A 17,625-nucleotide genomic window follows, 5' to 3' on the forward strand; every position below is an offset into this window, starting at 1 on the left:
GGTGACCCGTGACGACACGGTCGCGGTGATCGGCTGCGGCGGTGTCGGCGACGCCGCGATCGCCGGTGCCGCCCTGGTCGGCGCCAAGAAGATCATCGCGGTCGACACCGACAACAAGAAGCTGAACTGGGCCCGCGATTTCGGCGCTACCCACACCATCAACGCCCGCGAACTGGACGCGGTCGAGACCATCCAGGATCTGACCGACGGATTCGGCGCCGACGTGGTGATCGACGCGGTCGGGCGCCCCGAGACCTGGAAGCAGGCCTTCTATGCCCGCGACCTGGCCGGCACCGTGGTGCTCGTCGGTGTCCCCACCCCGGACATGACCCTGCAGATGCCGCTGGTCGACTTCTTCTCCCGCGGCGGATCATTGAAGTCCTCCTGGTACGGCGACTGCCTGCCCGAGCGGGACTTCCCCACCCTGATCAGTCTGTATCTGCAGGGCCGGCTGCCGCTGGAGAAGTTCGTCTCCGAACGCATCGGCCTGGACGCGATCGAAGACGCGTTCCACAAGATGCACAACGGTGAGGTGCTGCGCTCGGTGGTGGTGCTGAAGTGAGTGCCAACATCCAACGGGTCGTCACGTCCGGCAAGTTCGAACTCGACGGCGGCTCCTGGGACGTCGACAACAACATCTGGCTCGTCGGCGACGACAACGATGTCATCGTGTTCGACGCCGCCCACACCGCCGCCCCGATCATCGACGCCGTGGCCGGCCGCAACGTCGTCGCGGTGGTCTGCACCCACGGGCACAACGACCACATCACCGTCGCCCCCGAGCTCAGCAAGGAGCTAGACGCCCCGGTGCTGCTGCACCCGGCCGACGAGATGCTGTGGCGGATGACCCACCCCGACAAGGACTTCCGCACCGTCGAGGACGATCAAGTGTTGCGCGCCGGCGGCATCGAAATCCACGCCCTGCACACCCCCGGACACTCCCCCGGTTCGGTCTGCTGGTCGATCCCCGAACTGAACGCCGTCATCTCCGGTGACACCCTGTTCCAGGGCGGCCCGGGTGCCACCGGGCGGTCGTTCTCCGATTTCCCGACGATCCTGGAATCCATCTCCAAGCGGCTTGGGATGCTGCCCGGTGAAACCGTGGTCTACACCGGCCACGGCGACACCACCACCATCGGTGACGAGATCGTGCATTACGACGAATGGGTCGCCCGCGGGCACTGATCCCGCGCCGCGAGCGTGCGTGTCTGCTGCCCGCCACTCCATGTGGTGGCAGCATTTTCCGCACGCTCGCGGGTTGCGATCACGCTGAGCCAGTTGCTTAACACCGCGGCCCGGCGGTCCGATAGTGGCAGCCATGACGAGTTCGCATGGGCGTACCGCCGCGGTGATCGGCGCCGGGCAGACCGGCGTCACCGCTGCCCTCGGGTTGCTGGACAACGGATTTGATGTCACGGTCTACAGCAATCGGGACCAACTCGGCCTGCGCAACGACGTGCCGGCCACCGGAACGGCACTGATCTTTGGGGCGGCGCAGCGGGCCGAGGAGAGCCTGGGGCTGAACACCTACCTGGCCACGGCTCCGACATCGACCGGTGAGAGCGTCCGCGTGGTCGAGGGTTCCGGCCCCGACCGCACCGAGGAGATCGCGTTCGACGCCGCCTTCGACGGATTCGTCGGCATCGCGGTGGACACCCGCCTCAAGGCCGACGACCGGCTCACCCTCTTTCAGCGGCGCGGTGGGCGGTTCGTGGTCGACTCCGTCGATCTGCAACGCCTCGACAGCATCGCCGCCGGTGTCGACCTGACCTTGGTGGCCACCGGCCGCGACGGGTTGTCCTCGCTGTTCCCGGTCGACCCGCTGCGCTCTGCCTACGACCGGCCGCAACGCAGCCTGTTGACGGTGACCACGACTGGATTGCCGCACAGCCCAGAGGTTTTCACTCACCGCGGGCCGGCCGGCGGACGCCACAGTGCTTTGACCGTGGTCACCGACCAGGGTGAGGCATGGTGGGGCGGCTACCTACACAAGGACGCCGGGCCGACGTGGGCGTTCCTGGGCTGGGCCCGCCCGGGCAGCGACTGGGAACACCGCTTCGCCGGCGCCGACAGCGCACAGTCGGCACTCGACATCGTCACCGCCCTGCACCGCGATTACATCGACTGGGATCTTCCTGAGGTCAGCGAGCTCACGATCATCGAGGACGACCCGCACTCGTGGTTGAAGGGCGCGGTGACCCAGGTAGTGCGTAGCGGTGTCGGGCGCACCGCCAACGGCCTCCCCGTGGCGGCCCTGGGCGACACCGCGGTCTCCTACGATCCGATCGCCGGGCAGGGCGCCCAGGGTGGGTTGGTGCAGGCCGCTGCCCTGGTACGTAAGGCGGCCCGCCACGACGGACCGTTCGACGAGGCCTGGCTGCGCGAGACCTTCGAAGAGTTCTATGCCGACCGGGCGCGGGCTGCGCAGCTGGTGACCCGGTTGTTCTTGTCCGATCCAGAACTGTCCGAGTACGGCAACCTGTTCTTCGCCGCGGCACAGGGCAGCCCCCGATTTGCCACGAAACTCTATGGCCTGCTGGATGATCCGCGGCCGGTGGAATCACTGATCTCCGAGGCCGCGGCCAGGCAATTGATCAGCGACTTCGCCGGCGAACCCGCCGACGCGCTGTTGGCACGGTTCACCCCAGCCGGCTCGTTCCAGCGGTCCGGCCTGCCCCGCCGAGTGGCGTGACGGGCCGCGCCCCCGCGTCAGCTGTCCAAGATCCGGCGCTTCTCCGCCTCGAACTCCGCTTCGGTCAGCGCTCCGCTGTCACGTAGGGCGGTAATCGTTTTGAGCTGTTCGATCCGGATCGCCTGCTCGTCGGGAACGTAGGGGGCCGAGGGTGGCCCGCTCTGATACGGACTGCCCGATCCCGATCCCGGCCCCGCCGCCGGCGGCGGCCAGGCCACCGGGTCGCCGGACATCTGCGGCGCCACCGGATAGGTCCGCTTGCCGGAGCGCATCGACCACACGATCGAGGCGGCGAGTGCGCCGCCGGCCAGCACCCCGAGCCCGACGAACGGCCACACCACCCAGTAGTAGGGGCTGCTGTGGCCGAAGACCAATCGGGGCTCCTGAGATTCGAACACCGAGGCCTTGGCGTTCACCCGGTAGGTGCCGGCCTGCTTGACGTGCACGGTGAAGACCCGCACGGTGACCTCGCGGTTGCTCTTCGTCGAACTGCTCATCGAGTCGTTGATGAGCGGCCGGTCGACACCCGCCGGTGGGTCGATGCTCAGTTCGATCGGGGGAACCATCACCCCCTTGCCGCCGACGGTGAGGGTGTTGGCGCGGTAGCTGATGTCCACGTCGCCGGCCGGAAATTCCATATCGGCCGATCCGGGCAGCGGTACCTCGCCGTAGGCGACGGGATCGGCGATCACGAACGCATTCACCATCAACGATCCGACGCCGCCGAAGATCGCCACGGCAAGGGCGACGATCGACGCGATCATCGCGATCCGGGAGCCGCTGGGTCCGTTGCTCACCGCCGAAGTGTGCCACAGCCGGTGAGCGCGGGTTACCGTCGGAGTATGCCTCGCAACGGGACCGACAACCTCGAGACCGCCCGGCCGGCACACCGGTTGGCGCCGCTCAACTAACCATGGCCAGACCGCGCCCATCGGCGCCCCGCCCCCACACCGCTGGAATGACTTCGGCGATCAAACTTCTCGAGGAAGCTGCACGTACGGTTCCGATCCCGGAACCACCTCAGCCGATCGTGATCGCCGACTACGGAGCGGGCACGGCGCACAATTCGATGCAGCCGCTCGGTGCGGCGATCACCGCCATCCGCAGCCGCACCCGGCCCGAGCACTCGATTCTGGTGACGCACACCGACACCGCCGACAACGACTTCTCCACGATGTTCCGCGTGCTCCAGGACGATCCACAGTCCTACCAGCACAAGGATTCGGCCACGTTCAGTTCGGCGGTCGGCCGGTCGTTCTACACCCAGATTCTGCCGTCGAACTGTGTGCACCTGGGCTGGTCGGCCTGGGGGGTGGTGCGGTTGGGCCGGGTGCCGATGCCGGTCACCGGTCACGTCGTCGCGGCGTACTGCAGCGACGATCGTGTGCGCGCCGCCTATGCCCGGCAGGCGGCGCACGACTGGCATGAGTTCATCGCCTTCCGAGGACGTGAGCTGTTTCCGGGTGGCCGCTTGGTGGTGCTGACGATCGGCGAGGCCGACGACGGCGATTTCGGTTACCACCCGTTGTTCCGGTCCATCGTCGACACGTTGGCCGAACTGCGCACCGACGGTCTGGTCAGTGACGACGAGGTCGCCGGGATGTCGCTGCCGATCGCCGGGCGGCGTGCGGTGGATTTCACCGCGCCGTTCGCCCCGTCGGGCCGGTTCGAGCGGTTGGAGATTCAGCACCTGGAACTGTTCGACGCCCAGGACCGCATCTTCAACGCCTACCGCAGTGACGGGAATTCAACGGCTTTCGGCATTCGCTGGGCCGACTTCTGCCGCTTCACGGCGTTCACCGATCTGGGGGCTGCGCTCACCGGCGCCCCGGAGCGGGTACCGGTGTTCTACGAGCGGCTGCACGCCGGCATCGCGGCACGGTTGTCCGCGGCGCCCGAAGAAATGCGGATTCCGATCGCGGCGGTGGTGTTGCAGAAGCGCCGCCCGACGTCGTGATCCCGCCCACCTGAGCATCTCAGCGCGGCGACCAGGTCGGCAGGGCCGCATCGATCAGGTGCGGCCCCGGCGCGGCGAGTGCCGTGCGGAACTGCTCGGCGAGGTCCTCGGCGGTGGCGGCCCGGGTGGCCGGTACCCCGAAACCTTCTGCGATCGTGGCGAAGTCGATATCAGGACGGCCGAGGTCCAGCAGTGAACGCGACCGCTCGCCGTCGGTCTGGGTGCCCACCCGAAGCAGCTCCAGCTGCAGGATTGCGTAGGCATGGTTGTTGAGGATCACCACCGTGATGTCGAGCTGTTCCCGGGCCATCGTCCATAACGCGGAGATGGTGTAGGCCGCGCTGCCGTCGGACTGCAAGGCGATCACCGGTCGGTCCGGGGCGGCAATGGCGGCGCCGACGGCCACCGGCAGACCTTGACCGATGGCGCCGCCGGTCAGGGTGAGGACATCGTGGCGCGGGGACGACGCGGTGGCGGCCGGCAGAGCCACTCCGCTGGTGTTGGCCTCGTCGGAGATGATGGCATTCTCGGGTAGCAGCGCGGCGACCACCTGCGCCAGGTTCTGCGGGTTGAGCGGACCGGTCGGCAGCACGGCCGGCTCGGCTTGCGCAGCAGACGGCGATTCCCCACCCAATTCGTCTGCCACACCGGACAACTCGTCGGGATGCAGCGTATGCACGTCGGCGCCGTCAGGCACGAGCACGCTCGGCTTGCCGGGGTAGGCGAAGAAGGTCACCGGCGACTTGGCGCCGACGAGCACCAGATGCGTTGCCCCTGCGAGCTGTTGAGTGGCCTGCTCGGCCAGATAGCCGAGCCGCTCGATCGCCGGCACGCCGCGGCCCCGGGTCAACCGGGCCGGAAAAGTTTCGACCAGGACGCGCGCCCCGGTAGCCGTACGGATGCGGTCCGCGGCCTGCAGGGCGGCGGCGTCGGTGGCCGCACCGCCGAGCAATACCACCGCACGGCTTCCGTGGTCGCGCAGTAATTTCGCTGCGGTGGCGACGTCGACGCCGCCGGCGCTCCGAGGCTCCGCGGCAGTGTCGGACAACGGGTTCTGCGGTGTTGTACCCCAGGAGTAATCGGCCGGGAGGATGACCGTGGCGATCCCGGGCCGGCCCGTCGCGCTGCGTACCGCATCGTGGACGGCCGCGTCGAGGTCGGCGGCCGATTCGGGGCGGTGCACCGAGCCATGTGTCCAACGCCCGAGCGCGTCGATGTCGGATTCCAGTGGCGCGTCGAGAGCTTGGTGGTAGGTCGCGTGATCGCCGACGATGTTGACCACCGGACTGAACGCCCGCCTGGCGTTGTGCAGATTGGCCAGGCCGTTGGTCATGCCGGGCCCGAGATGCAGCAGGGTGGCCGCCGGGCGTCCGGCGATCCGGGCATACCCGTCGGCGGCACCGGTCGCGACACCCTCGAACAGGCACAGCACCGGACGCATCGCCGGGGCGCCGTCCAGCGCCGCGACGAAGTGCATCTCCGAGGTGCCCGGGTTGGCGAAGCACACCTCGACGCCTTCGGCGAGCAATCGATTGACCACCACTTCGGCGCCGGATACAGGTTTCTGGCTGGGTTCGTGCACCCGTCCATCTTGATGGGCGACCACCGTCGATGCCAGCCACCGCGGCCGGCTGAACTTTCACCCATTGCCCCACGCAAGCGCGACGGCGTACTACCATGCGTTAACTTGCAGTACCGTCAATTCAAGATCACAAGGGAATGAAGATGTTTCGTGTGTTTCTCGTCGCCGCTGCCCTGGCTGCCGGGGCTGTCGGAATCGCACCCGCGGCCCAGGCGGATCCGCCCTACCGGTACTGCAAGGACGCCTATGCGGACGGCAAGGCAAACATGACCACCGACGATCCCGGCTATGCCGAACACCTCGACCGTGACGGCGACGGCATCGCATGTGAGAAGAACTGACAACGACCGGTGACATCGACAGTGCGCCTGACCGACGCGAGGGCCTTCCTCGCCTTGGTGGTGCTGCTCGTGGCCGCGTTCCTGCGGCCACCGGCGGTCGCCGCTGAGCCGGTCACGGCCACGGCGCAGGTGCTGCGGGTGGTTGACGGGGACACCATCGACATCCGCGACGACGTGCGGGGCCGCCTCCGGGTCCGCATCCTGGGTATCGACACACCTGAAACCAAGAAGCCCGGTTACACCGTGGGCTGTTGGGGACCGGAGGCCACGGAGTTCGCCCGGGCGAACATGGTCGGGCAACGGGTTGCGCTGCAACCGGATCCGACACAGGACCGGACCGACCGCTATGGGCGAACGCTGGCCTACCTGGTGCGTGCCGACGGTTGGGATTACTCGGTGGAAGCGGCCCGCGCCGGTATGGCCCACGCGTACATCTACGGCGGTCATCCGGTGGCCCGATACAGCGCAATCGCGGCTGCCGAACATGAAGCGCAACAGGCACATCGGGGGCTGTGGGGCCCGCCGTGTCACGGCAACACGGAGTCGGTACCTCGCTGAGACCTGCGGTAGAGCCTCAGCCCCCGGTGTGACCACCGCCGGGCGCCGGAACCCACGGCAGGCCCGGGATCGTCGGGTACGGCGCGGTCGGACTCCATGGCGTGTGCGTCGTGGTCGGCGCCTGTGTGGTGGTCACCGGCGCTTCGGTCGTCGTCGGTGGCGCTTCGGTGGCCGGAGGTGTTGTGGCAGTGGGCGTCTCGGCCGGTGGCGGGTTCTCCGTTACCGGTGGAGCCTCTGGCGCAGGTTGCTCAACGGTCTGGGTCACGGTCTGCGGAGCAGGTGCCTGTTCGGTCACGGTCTGTGGGACTTGTTGCGGCGCAGGGTCGTCGGCCGGCGGGGCCGGCGCGGGTGCGTCGTCTGCGGCCGGCGTCGTCGAGGTGACCGCCTTGGTGGTGTTCGCCGGTGCGGCGGGCTCGTCGCTGCCGGTGATGGTCACCAACGCCGCCACCACGGCAACCAGCACCGCAGCGGCGCCGGCACCCACCATCACCGGCGGTCGGCGATACCAGGGGCGGGCCGCGATCTCGTCGTGGTCGGTGAGCTCACGCTCGCCGAATTCGAGCCGAGGCCGCGCCGTGGTGCGTCCACCGTCGGGTTCGAAACCGGCGTCGAGATCGGCACCGTACTCCTCGACCGGCGCGACATCGGGCACGTCCTGCGCGTCCGACCAGGCCAACGCCTGAGGCGCGGCGGGCGGCTCGGGAGCCACCAGCGCCGCGGCCATGGTCTCGGGCGCGGCTGCCGGGGCAGGCGCCAACGCCGTCATGCCGTCCTCGGCAATGCCACGCACGGCGATCAGACCGCCACCGATCGCCGCGGTGAGTTCCGGTTGCGCCGCGGTGATCACCGGCAGGCGTGCGTGTTCGGACAACGCCGTGGTGATCGCCGGGATCCGGGCGCCCCCACCGGTCGTGGCCACCGCCACGAGGTCACCGGGACGCAGCCCGCTGCGCCGCACCGCGTCGTCGAGCACCGACGTGAACTCGCGCAGCGGGTCGGCCAGCACCTCGTCGAGCTCCTGGCGGTTCAGCCGAACCTCGCTACGGTGGCCGGGCAGGTCGGCGAGCAGGGCCGTGACCGACTCGGTGGACAGCCGCTCCTTGGCCCGCCGGCACTCACCACGCAGCCGGCCCAGTGAGCCGATGGCCGACGTGCTCGCCAGGTCGATCGTCCCGGCCTCGGACAGGTCGTTGACCACGTGGGTGAGCAGGCCCTGATCGATCAGGTCGCCGGAGAGGTCGGGGTGGCGGATGGTCGGCGCGATCGGCTGGAAGCCGTTGCCGGCATCGGCCAGCGTGATGCTGGTGCCACTGCCGCCGAAGTCGCACAGCGCGATCACGCCGCGCGTGGGCACCCCCGGATCGTCCTGCAGCGCGACGAGCGCCGCCGACGCATCCGGGGTCAGCGCCGGATCGCCGAATTCTCCAAGAGCCGCCAGCGCAGCCCGAAGAGTCCCGACCTGATTGGGTCGCCAGTGTGCGGGGTGAGTGATCGAAATGGGGTCGACCGGTGGGCGTCCCCGGGTCAGCGCACGCAACAGCGCCGCGAGCGCCTCGGCGAGCAGGTCCTCGCCGCGATGCGTCGAACCGTCGGAGGCCAGGATCCCCACCGGGTCGCCCACCCGGTCGACGAAGTCGGTGAGGATCAGCCCACGCTCGTTGAGGTTCGGATTCTCGTTGGGTACGCCTACCTCGGCAGGCCGGTGCGGGTAGACGGTGAGCACCGGCGACCGCGTCACCGCGGCCCGGCCCACCAGCACCGCCCTGAGGGTTGTCGATCCGATCGACAACCCGATCCCGTCAGCCATGTCACCCCGTTTCGAGAAGAACCCTATCCGGTAGTCCATCTCATTTGACGGGGCGGGCGTTACTCAGCGAATGGTGCCCAGGCCGGGAATCAGTGGTAGATCCAGGGGTGTCACCCAACCTGGCGAATGGTCGTTGACCGCGGGGACGGCGTTCAGTGCTCGCAGACCGGTGGCCAGGCACCCGGCGGCCGCGGCATCGCGCCCCGAGCCGTCGGTGAACCGGAAGGCGGTCTCCTGAGAGATGCTCGGAGTCCCTTCGATGTCGACGCGGTAGACGTCGTTGTCGTTTCCCGACGGCCAGTCCGGGGCGGCATCCAGACCGATGCGGTTGACGTGCTCGAGCTGGATGCGGGTCTCGCCGCGGTAGATGCCGTTGATGGTGAACCGCACCGCGGCCACATTGCCGGGCGCGATGATGCCCTTGGCCGATTTGCGTTCGTCGGGGGTGATCCACTTGTCCCACGTGGTGGTGATCTCGTCGAGCTCGATCCCGGCGGCCTGCGCGATCATCGGAACCGTTGCGCCCCAGGCGAAGATGAGGATGTCCGGGGTCTCCAGCAGGGCTCGGTGCTCGGGCGGCTTGCCGATGCCCATCTCGAATTCGTAATCGCCGGTGTAGTTCGTGTAGTCCAGCAGCTCCGAGGCCCGCACGCGGCGCACCTCGGAGCACAACCCCATCAAGGTCATCGGGAACAGGTCGTTGGCGAATCCGGGGTCGATGCCGGTGGTGAAGCACGACGCCCCGCCCACCTCGCAGGCCTCGGTGATGGGTTCGATCCACGCCGGCGGGTTGAGATGCATCTGCGGCCACACCCAGGGCGTCATCGCGGTGGAGCAGACGTCGATGCCGGCCCGCAGGAACCGCGTGATCACGTCGATGTTGACGTCGGCATGCGCGGCCGTGGGCCCGTAGTGCACGACAGCGTCGGGCTTCAGCGCGATGAGCGCCTCGATGTCATCGGTGGCCTTGACCCCGACCGCAGCGCCGAGCGAGCAGATCTCCCCCACATCGCGGCCCACCTTGTCCGGATTGCTGACCCCTACGCCGACGAGTTCGAACTGCGGATGTTTGAGGATCTCGGCGATCACCATGCTGCCCACAAAACCGGTGCCCCAGACCACGACGTGTTTCGTCACGGACCCACCATAGGTGATCTGAGTCACATGGGGAATCATCCGGGCGCGATCGGCTTTGATCCCAACATCATTCGCGTTCATCGACCATCCACGAAGGACCGACATCATGACCACTTCGACTTTGACAGGCCGCCGGGCACTGGTAACCGGTGGTTCCCGCGGTATCGGCGCCGAGATCGTGCGACGGCTGGCCGCCGACGGCGCCGCGGTGGCGTTCACCTACGGGGCCTCGGCGGTCGAGGCCGAGAAGCTGGCCGCCGAGGTGGCCGCGAACGGTCAAACCGCGGTCCCGATCCAGGCCGACAGTGCCGACCCGGCGCAGGTTTCGGCCGCGGTCGAGCAGGCGGTGGCGGCCCTGGGCGGGCTGGATGTGCTGGTGAACAACGCCGGGACAGCCCATATCGCGCCGATCGACGAGTTCACGCAGGAGCAGTTCGACCGTCTGGTGGCGGTCAACATCGGCGGGGTGTACTCGGCGATCCGCAGTGCCGTCGGCCATCTCGGGGAGGGTTCACGGATCATCAACATCGGCAGTATCAACGCCGATCGGGTGCCCACCGGTGGGACGGCTGTATACGCCATGACCAAGGGCGCGGTCTCGTCGCTGACCCGGGCGCTGGCCCGCGAGTTGGGTCCGCGCGGGATCACCGTCAACAACGTGCAGCCCGGGCCGATCGCCACCGACCTGAACCCCGATGAAGGTGAATTCGCCGACGCGGTAAGGCAGACCACCGCACTGGGCCGCTACGGGCACACCAGCGACATCGCCGCGGTGGTGAGCTTTTTGGCCGGCCACGAGTCGGGATACGTCACCGGCGCCAACTGGAACGTCGACGGCGGATTCACCGCCTGAGGCTCACAGGTTGACGGGGTCCGGCGGCTCCGGCGTCGCGGCGGTGTCCTTCAGCTTGGCCTTGAATTGCATTGCCCGGTAGGGCCATCCGCCTTTGGTGTGCCATTGCGAGACCACCAGCCCGACGCCACCGGTGATCCCGAACCGGGAGCCCGGCAGCAGGTAGCCGCCGTAGAGCTGGGCCACCTGGCCGGCCGCGTGATCCTCGGCTTCCCACGACGACCCGAGGATCGGGGTCTGGATCGGTGTGGTGTGCAGGTTGGCCACCGGTGCGGCCACCACCCGGTAGCCCAGCGCATAGGAGGACGCCAGAAATCCGCCCAGCACCCAGGTGCCAGGCGCGGTGCGACGGAACGTCAATTCGCCCCAGCGCTCACCGACCGGCGTGATGGGCGTGGCCCGCCGGCCCCAACCCCAATGCCCGCCGGTGAAACCCCAACTCCAGTACTGCGAACGTCGGCCGATGTCCTCTGGGCGCACGCGCATCAGGATGATGCCCTTGTCGCGCTGAAAACCGGTGGCTGCCACGTACACCCAGCCGTCGTCGGAATCGAAGTCCCACGACCAGCACTGGGCGTGGCCGTCATGGAGATCGGCCGGGAACTTGGCGTGCTCACCCAGATGCATCCAGGACACTCCACAGTCGTCGGAGCGCCAGATCTCGGTCCATGCCACCGTGCCGAAGCCGCGGTTGACGATCGCATGCAGATACAGCGAATCACCGACGCACAGCAGATCCGATGGGATCACGGTGCTGATACCGCCGCGGCGCCAGCCCGAGGCAGCGTCGTCGTGAATGTAATGCCAGAGCTGTCGCGCGTAGGCAGGATCGGGGCCGCCGGCCGATTCGTAGACGATCTCGTGGTTGGCATCACCGGTGCCGATCAGCACCACCGGGGACCGCCAATCTCCTTGTCCGACACGGTGTCCCGAGAAGGTGTCGCCGAACACCGACACCAACTTGCCGTTGGGGGCGGTCACCGACGCACCGAGGTCGGTGCAGGTGACCCCGAACCGGTCGGTGCGGCCGGGGCCGGTGATGTCGGCGACCTTGCCGTCGAGCAGCGGGACGGCACCGCTCATATGCACAAGCGCAGGCCCCAGGTCTGACAGTTCAGCGGATAGACGTCGACCGGAATCGGCAGCGGTCGATCGTATTTCAAGGTGAACGGGAAGGTGTGCACCGCAGGCGCCAGCCCGCAATCGGCATTGTTGGAGACCGAGCGGGTGCCGGTCAGCGACACGTCGTCGAATTTGTACGTCTCGTTGGTCTTCGCCCACGTGCCGTCGGCGCATTGGATGCCTTCGAGCACGTCGGTCGAGTAGACCCACTGCCCGCCGGTCAGTCGCGCATCGCCGCCCTTGGTGCCGCGCGACGACGCGACGTGCAACCGGCAGGCTACCGCGAGCTCGAGCGGCTCACGCAGATCTCCGACCGTCGGCACACACGAGGGGTAGATCGACCACGTCTCGTGCCCGAGGCCTTCCTGCAGGTAGTTGTACACACCCTGCATCACGGGTTCGGCCTGCGCCGGTGCGGCCGTCCAGGAGTTGACCCCGGTGGCGAACGCGATTGTCAGGGCGGCCGTGGCGGCGATTCGCTTGAACGTCACAATGGGTGAGTATCGCAGTCTTCGTCAGCGCCGTCACCGATATGGGTCCGGACAGCCCGGTCCGGCCCCCCGGGGCGGCCCCAGCGGGCGAGCGGATCGGCGGATCGCCCGCGGTGACCCTGGAGAAATCGTGACCACACGACCAGCGGTGAAAGCGTTGGCAACAGTCCTGGTGTTCGTGCTGGCTGCCTGTGCGGCGGCCTGTTCGGCGGGCAGTCGAGTGGACCTCGGCGCCGAATCGTCGGGCAATCTCATCGCGGCGATCGCCGGGGAACCCGACCAACTCGACCCGCATCGCACCAGTGCCTACTTCTCCTTCGAGGTGCTGGAGAACGTCTTCGACACGCTCGTCGAACCCGACGAGAACCTGCAGATGCGTCCCGCGCTGGCGGAGTCCTGGGAAGTCACCCTCGACCAACTCGCCTGGACGTTCCACCTGCGCCCCGGCGTGCGCTGGCATGACGGCAGCCCGTTGACCGCCGAGGACGTCGTGTATTCCTACCGTCGCATCATCGACGAACAGCTGACGAACGTCGACAAGCTCAGTGCGGTCACCGACGTCAGCGCGCCGGATCCGGCCACCGTGCGGATCACCGTCGGCCACCCCACGCCCAACCTCCTGACCAACCTGGGCGGGTTCAAGGGCATGGCGATCGTGCAGCGCGCGAACGTCGAGAGCGGCCAGATCGCCACTCATCCCGTCGGCACCGGCCCGTTCTCGTTCGCCGGACGCCGCAGCGGTGACTCGATCACGCTCAAGGCCAACCCGCAGTACTGGGGCGGCGCTCCCCCGGTGTCGGGCGTGACGTTCCGGTTCATCTCCGAGCCCTCCACCGCGCTGTCGGCGTTGCAGGCCGGCGAGATCGACTGGACGGATTCGGTGCCACCGCAGCGCGTGGCCCAACTGCGCGACGACGACTCTCTGACGCTGGCGGTCATCCCCGGTAACGATTACTGGTATCTGGCGCTGAACGAGGCCCGCACGCCGTGGAACGATCCCAGGGTCCGCCAGGCGATCGCCTACGGCATCGACCGCGACGCGATCGCGGCGGCGACGAGCTATCGCACCGCGGCCGTCAACCAACTGGCCATCCCGCGCGGTAGTCCGTGGTTCACCGAATACCACCGCTACCGGTATGACCTGGACCAGGCACGGCGGCTGCTCCAGGACGCCGGTGCCGCTCCCCACGACCTCGACATGCTGGTGACCAGTGAGTATCCCGAGACGGTGACGGCGGCTCAGATCATCGCCGACAACCTTGCGCCCCTTGGCATCACGGTGAACATCCGCACGGTGGACTTCGCCACCTGGCTCGACGAACAGAACACCGGCCACTTCGACATGCTGATGATGGGGTGGCTGGGCAACATCGATCCCGACGACTTCTACTACGCACAGCACCACACCGACGGGACCAGCAACGCCCAGAAATTCTCCGATCCCGAGGTCGACCGCTTGTTGGACGCCGGCCGCACCGAGACCGATGTCGCCAAGCGGAAAGACCTCTACGCCAAGGCCGCCACCCGGATCGCCGACCAGGTGAGCTACATCTACCTGTACAACCCGTCGGTGATCCAGGCCTGGGCCAACAACCTGTCGGGTTACCAGGTGCGCCGCGACGGTGCCGTCCGCTTCCGCACCGCCGACCTGGATCGAGGGGAAAACCGGTGAACCTGACCGCATTCCGGGAGAGACATCCGATCGCCGAGTTTCTGGCCCGACGGCTGGTGTACTCGGCGGTCGTCCTCGTCGGCGTGCTGATCGTGGTATTTGCCCTGGTACACCTGGTCCCCGGGGACCCGGTCCGCATCGCGCTCGGGACGCGCTACACCCCACAGGCCTACGACGCGCTGCGGGCGGCCAGCGGCATGGACCGCCCCATCGTCGAACAGTTCTTCTCCTACCTCGGCTCGGCGCTGACCGGAGATCTGGGCGTCAGCTTCCGCAACGGCGACCCGGTCACCGTCACCCTGCTGGAGCGGCTGCCGGCGACGCTGTCCCTCGGCGTGGTCGGCATCCTGATCGCGCTGGCGATCGCCGTGCCCGCCGGGATCTTCTCCGCACTGCGGGAGGGCCGGCTCAGTGATGCGATCGTGCGGATCGGCAGCCAGTTCGGCGTATCGGTGCCGGATTTCTGGTTGGGCATCCTGCTGATCGGGTTGTTCGCCTCGACACTGGGCTGGCTGCCGACCTCCGGGTACCGGCCCCTGCTGAGTGATCCGGGCGGCTGGTTGCGCCACATCATCCTGCCCGGGCTGACGGTGGGTCTGGTGGCCGGTGCGATCATGACCCGCTATGTGCGCTCGGCGGTGCTGGAGGTCGCCGCCATGGGCTATGTCCGAACCGCACGGTCGAAGGGGCTGGCGCCCCAGGTGGTGACCTTCCGCCACATCGTGCGCAACGCGTTGCTTCCGGTGTTGACCATCACCGGAATTCAGCTGGCCACGATCCTCGGCGGGGTGATCGTGGTGGAGGTGGTGTTCGCCTGGCCCGGTTTGGGCCGACTGGTATTCAATTCCGTTGCGGCACGGGATTACCCGGTGATCCAGGGCGCGGTGCTGTTGATCGCGGTGCTGTTCCTGTTGATCAACCTGCTGGTGGATGTCCTGTATGCCCTCGTCGACCCGAGGATCCGGTTGTCATGACCACCACCCAGAACTCCCGCGTCGCGTCCTGGCGGCTGCTGTTGGCCAATCCGGTGACGGCGGTCAGCGCCGCGGTGCTGCTCACGGTCGCCGTGGTGGCGGTCGCCTCGTCATGGATCGCCCCGTACGGCATCAACGACATCGACGTACCCAGCGCACTTCAGGGCCCCAGCGCAGCGCACTGGTTCGGTACCGATGAGCTTGGCCGTGACGTGTTCTCCCGCGTGCTGGTGGCGATCGCGGCATCGCTTCGGGTGGCGGTGGTTTCGGTGCTGCTGGCCGCGGTGGCCGGGGTGTTGATCGGCGTAGTCGCCGGTTACCGCGGTGGGTGGATCGACACCGTGGTGATGCGCGTCGTCGATGTGATGTTCGCCTTCCCGGTGCTGCTGCTGGCGTTGGCGATCGTGGCGGTGCTGGGCCCGGGCGTCACCACCACGATGCTGGCCATCGGGATCGTCTACATCCCGATCTTCGCCCGGGTGGCGCGGGCCTCCGCGTTGGGTGTGCGGGTGGAGCCGTTCGTCGCGGTGTCTCGCAGCATGGGCACCGGCGACGGCTACATACTGGTCCGACACATCCTGCCGAACATCGCCGGGCCGTTGATCGTTCAGCTGTCGCTGTCGCTGGCGTTCGCGATCCTGGCCGAGGCGGCGCTGTCATTTCTGGGGCTGGGCATCCAGCCGCCGCAGCCCTCGCTGGGCCGGATGATCTTCGATGCCCAAGGCTTCGTCACCCTGGCGTGGTGGATGGCCGTGTTCCCAGGCGCGGCGATCTTCGTGATGGTGTTGGCGTTCAATCTGTTCGGCGACGGACTGCGCGATGTGCTCGATCCGAAACAGCGCACCTCGATCGAGGCGAGAAGGGCGGGCCGGCAGTGAAACCGGTGTTGAAGGTCGACGACCTGCGCGTGCGGATCGGCCGCCGCGAGATCGTGAAGGGTGTGTCGTTCACGGTGCACCGTGAGCAGACGGTCGGCATCGTGGGCGAGTCGGGCTCGGGCAAGTCCATGACCGTGCTCGCCGCCACCGGCCTGTTGGATGCACCGGGAGCGGTGGTCACCGGCGGCAGCACGCTGTCCGGTGGCGATCAGTTGATCGGGGCGTCGGCCCGCACGCTGCGCGCCGTGCACGGCAGCCGGATCGGCTTCGTGTTCCAGGATCCCGGGACATCGCTGAACCCGCTGCTGACGCTGGAACGTCAGATCACCGAAACCCTGCAGGCCCACCGCACGACCACCCGGCGTCAGGCGCGCGTCCGGGCCGGTGAGTTGCTCGAGGCGGTCGGGCTTCCGCCGGATCGACTCGACAACTACCCGCACCAACTGTCCGGCGGGCAACGCCAGCGAGTGATGATCGCGATCGCGCTGGCCTGCGATCCCGAACTGCTCATCGCCGACGAGCCGACCACCGCCCTCGACGTCACCACCCAGGCTCAGATCATCGACCTGATCGCCGACCTGCAGCGGGATTTCGGGACCGCGGTCGTGTGGATCAGCCACGATCTCGGTGTCATCGGTCAGGTTGCCGACGGGGTGACCGTGCTGCGCGACGGCGAGGTCGTCGAGCAGGCACCGATCCTCGACGTGTTCGACCATCCGCAACACTCCTACACACGGGAACTCCTCGAGGCCCGCCCACTGGTTGACGGCGCCGGGCCCGATCCCGCTCCGGCAGACGCACCGGACATGTTGCGGGTCAACGGAATTGATGTTCACTACGGTGCGGTGCACGCGGTCAAGGGCGTGTCGTTCGAGATACGGCGCGGAACCACGCTCGGGATCGTCGGCGAATCGGGGTCGGGCAAGTCGACCGTGGCCGCCGCGCTGACCGGGTTGGCCACCCCGTCGGCCGGCACTGCCACGCTCGACGGACTCGATGTCGTCGCCGGCGGGCGCGACGTGCGTCGGCGGATCAGCCTGGTGTTCCAGGATCCGTTCGCCTCGCTCGATCCTCGCGCCCGGGTCAGCTCCGCGATCGGTGAGCCGCTACGCGTGCACCGGCTGGCCACCGGCCGTCGCGGCCGCGCCGATCGCGTCACCCAGCTTCTCGAAATGGTCGGACTCACAAAAGATTTCGCTTCCCGCTATCCCCATGAGCTGTCCGGCGGGCAGCGGCAGCGGGTCAGTATCGCCCGGGCCCTGGCCACCGAACCCGATGTGCTGATCCTCGACGAGTCCACCGCGTCGCTGGACGTGTCGGTGCAGGCGCGGGTTCTGGACCTGCTGACGGACCTGCAGCGCGAACTCGGTTTGACCTACCTGTTCATCGCACATGATCTGGCGGTGGTGCACCGCATGTGCCACGACGTGCTGGTCATGCGCTCCGGCGAGGTGGTCGAGTATGGCCCGGCCGAGCGGTTGTTCACCGCCCCGGAGCAGGAATACACCCGCACACTGCTGGCCGCGATCCCACCGGCGCACCCGCGTGAGAAGGTCTAACC

18 protein-coding genes are annotated in these 17,625 nt (G+C 68.0%); 12 read left to right on the forward strand and 6 right to left on the reverse strand.

Features of this window, described 5'->3' with window-relative positions:
* The 3 genes from A5733_RS12320 to A5733_RS12330 all read left to right on the forward strand — a co-directional run.
* On the forward strand, nucleotides 1-562 hold a 562-nt coding region (locus A5733_RS12320; protein ID WP_142253958.1), incomplete at its 5' end, for a zinc-binding dehydrogenase.
* The gene (locus tag A5733_RS12325) at nucleotides 559-1,185 is read left to right on the forward strand and encodes an MBL fold metallo-hydrolase (protein WP_076240318.1); all 627 of its coding nucleotides are present in this window, start codon (nucleotides 559-561) and stop codon (nucleotides 1,183-1,185) included. The genes A5733_RS12320 and A5733_RS12325, both read left to right, overlap by 4 nt.
* A 133-nt stretch (nucleotides 1,186-1,318) precedes the next feature.
* The gene (locus tag A5733_RS12330; RefSeq protein WP_076240319.1) at nucleotides 1,319-2,692 is read left to right on the forward strand and encodes a styrene monooxygenase/indole monooxygenase family protein; all 1,374 of its coding nucleotides are present in this window, start codon (nucleotides 1,319-1,321) and stop codon (nucleotides 2,690-2,692) included.
* A gap of 17 nt (nucleotides 2,693-2,709) precedes the next feature.
* Here the strand turns inward: A5733_RS12330 and A5733_RS12335 are convergent, their stop codons facing one another.
* Nucleotides 2,710-3,489, reverse strand: coding sequence for an SHOCT domain-containing protein (locus tag A5733_RS12335; RefSeq protein WP_083666145.1), 780 nt, complete (start codon nucleotides 3,487-3,489; stop codon nucleotides 2,710-2,712).
* A gap of 161 nt (nucleotides 3,490-3,650) precedes the next feature.
* Here A5733_RS12335 and A5733_RS12340 point away from each other — a divergent pair, with 161 nt between their 5' ends.
* Nucleotides 3,651-4,649 (forward strand): SAM-dependent methyltransferase, encoded by a 999-nt coding sequence (locus A5733_RS12340; RefSeq protein WP_083666147.1) that lies wholly within the window; start codon nucleotides 3,651-3,653, stop codon nucleotides 4,647-4,649.
* Nucleotides 4,650-4,668: 19 nt separating this feature from the next.
* Here A5733_RS12340 and A5733_RS12345 read toward each other — a convergent pair whose 3' ends face one another.
* Nucleotides 4,669-6,231, reverse strand: a complete 1,563-nt coding sequence (locus A5733_RS12345; protein ID WP_076240394.1) for an acetolactate synthase large subunit — start codon at nucleotides 6,229-6,231, stop codon at nucleotides 4,669-4,671.
* 137 nt (nucleotides 6,232-6,368) lie between these two features.
* Here A5733_RS12345 and A5733_RS12350 point away from each other — a divergent pair, with 137 nt between their 5' ends.
* Together A5733_RS12350 and A5733_RS12355 are read left to right on the forward strand one after the other, a co-directional pair.
* Nucleotides 6,369-6,572 (forward strand): excalibur calcium-binding domain-containing protein, encoded by a 204-nt coding sequence (locus tag A5733_RS12350; protein WP_369830930.1) that lies wholly within the window; start codon nucleotides 6,369-6,371, stop codon nucleotides 6,570-6,572.
* 9 nt (nucleotides 6,573-6,581) lie between these two features.
* A complete protein-coding gene (locus A5733_RS12355) occupies nucleotides 6,582-7,130 on the forward strand; it encodes a thermonuclease family protein (RefSeq protein WP_198938788.1) in 549 nt (182 codons plus the stop codon).
* Nucleotides 7,131-7,146: 16 nt separating this feature from the next.
* On the opposite strand, the gene A5733_RS12360 is transcribed toward A5733_RS12355, so the two are convergent.
* Both A5733_RS12360 and A5733_RS12365 read right to left on the reverse strand, forming a co-directional pair.
* On the reverse strand, nucleotides 7,147-8,937 hold the full coding sequence (locus A5733_RS12360; RefSeq protein ID WP_067771229.1) for an Hsp70 family protein: 1,791 nt from the start codon (nucleotides 8,935-8,937) through the stop codon (nucleotides 7,147-7,149).
* A gap of 63 nt (nucleotides 8,938-9,000) precedes the next feature.
* The gene (locus A5733_RS12365) at nucleotides 9,001-10,113 is read right to left on the reverse strand and encodes a dihydrodipicolinate reductase (RefSeq protein ID WP_067771230.1); all 1,113 of its coding nucleotides are present in this window, start codon (nucleotides 10,111-10,113) and stop codon (nucleotides 9,001-9,003) included.
* 67 nt (nucleotides 10,114-10,180) lie between these two features.
* On the opposite strand from A5733_RS12365, the gene A5733_RS12370 reads away from it, so the two are divergent.
* The gene (locus A5733_RS12370) at nucleotides 10,181-10,927 is read left to right on the forward strand and encodes a 3-oxoacyl-ACP reductase family protein (protein WP_067771210.1); all 747 of its coding nucleotides are present in this window, start codon (nucleotides 10,181-10,183) and stop codon (nucleotides 10,925-10,927) included.
* A 3-nt stretch (nucleotides 10,928-10,930) separates the two neighbouring features.
* Here the strand turns inward: A5733_RS12370 and A5733_RS12375 are convergent, their stop codons facing one another.
* Both A5733_RS12375 and A5733_RS12380 read right to left on the reverse strand, forming a co-directional pair.
* A complete protein-coding gene (locus A5733_RS12375; protein WP_067771212.1) occupies nucleotides 10,931-12,010 on the reverse strand; it encodes a DUF4185 domain-containing protein in 1,080 nt (359 codons plus the stop codon).
* On the reverse strand, nucleotides 12,007-12,540 hold the full coding sequence (locus tag A5733_RS12380; protein WP_067771213.1) for a hypothetical protein: 534 nt from the start codon (nucleotides 12,538-12,540) through the stop codon (nucleotides 12,007-12,009). The genes A5733_RS12375 and A5733_RS12380 overlap by 4 nt, the downstream gene beginning before the upstream one ends.
* A 5-nt stretch (nucleotides 12,541-12,545) precedes the next feature.
* Here A5733_RS12380 and A5733_RS28100 point away from each other — a divergent pair, with 5 nt between their 5' ends.
* From A5733_RS28100 to A5733_RS12400, 5 genes are read left to right on the forward strand one after another with little or no spacing between them, the layout of a single operon-like run.
* Nucleotides 12,546-12,674, forward strand: a complete 129-nt coding sequence (locus A5733_RS28100; protein WP_255376485.1) for a hypothetical protein — start codon at nucleotides 12,546-12,548, stop codon at nucleotides 12,672-12,674.
* A 14-nt stretch (nucleotides 12,675-12,688) separates the two neighbouring features.
* Nucleotides 12,689-14,212 (forward strand): ABC transporter substrate-binding protein, encoded by a 1,524-nt coding sequence (locus A5733_RS12385; RefSeq protein WP_076240321.1) that lies wholly within the window; start codon nucleotides 12,689-12,691, stop codon nucleotides 14,210-14,212.
* Entirely contained in the window at nucleotides 14,209-15,186 is a 978-nt protein-coding gene (locus A5733_RS12390; RefSeq protein ID WP_076240322.1) for an ABC transporter permease, read from the forward strand. The genes A5733_RS12385 and A5733_RS12390 overlap by 4 nt, the downstream gene beginning before the upstream one ends.
* The gene (locus tag A5733_RS12395; protein WP_067771216.1) at nucleotides 15,183-16,064 is read left to right on the forward strand and encodes an ABC transporter permease; all 882 of its coding nucleotides are present in this window, start codon (nucleotides 15,183-15,185) and stop codon (nucleotides 16,062-16,064) included. The genes A5733_RS12390 and A5733_RS12395 overlap by 4 nt, the downstream gene beginning before the upstream one ends.
* Complete coding sequence (locus tag A5733_RS12400; protein ID WP_076240323.1) at nucleotides 16,061-17,623, forward strand: ABC transporter ATP-binding protein; 1,563 nt, start codon at nucleotides 16,061-16,063, stop codon at nucleotides 17,621-17,623. The genes A5733_RS12395 and A5733_RS12400 overlap by 4 nt, the downstream gene beginning before the upstream one ends.
* Nucleotides 17,624-17,625: the final 2 nt, after the last annotated feature.

It is taken from the genome of Mycobacterium sp. NS-7484, assembly GCF_001953975.1.
Taxonomy (GTDB): Bacteria; Actinomycetota; Actinomycetes; order Mycobacteriales; family Mycobacteriaceae; genus Mycobacterium.

Bases quoted from the DNA above. Each gene is read 5' to 3' on its own strand.
- A5733_RS12330 (WP_076240319.1), top strand. From the start codon at position 1,319: ATGACGAGTTCGCATGGGCGTACCGCCGCGGTGATCGGCGCCGGGCAG.
- A5733_RS12340 (WP_083666147.1), top strand. From the start codon at position 3,651: ATGACTTCGGCGATCAAACTTCTCGAGGAAGCTGCACGTACGGTTCCG.
- A5733_RS12350 (WP_369830930.1), top strand. From the start codon at position 6,369: ATGAAGATGTTTCGTGTGTTTCTCGTCGCCGCTGCCCTGGCTGCCGGG.
- A5733_RS12360 (WP_067771229.1), bottom strand. From the start codon at position 8,937: ATGGCTGACGGGATCGGGTTGTCGATCGGATCGACAACCCTCAGGGCG.
- A5733_RS12365 (WP_067771230.1), bottom strand. From the start codon at position 10,113: ATGATTCCCCATGTGACTCAGATCACCTATGGTGGGTCCGTGACGAAA.
- A5733_RS12370 (WP_067771210.1), top strand. From the start codon at position 10,181: ATGACCACTTCGACTTTGACAGGCCGCCGGGCACTGGTAACCGGTGGT.
- A5733_RS12375 (WP_067771212.1), bottom strand. From the start codon at position 12,010: ATGAGCGGTGCCGTCCCGCTGCTCGACGGCAAGGTCGCCGACATCACC.
- A5733_RS12395 (WP_067771216.1), top strand. From the start codon at position 15,183: ATGACCACCACCCAGAACTCCCGCGTCGCGTCCTGGCGGCTGCTGTTG.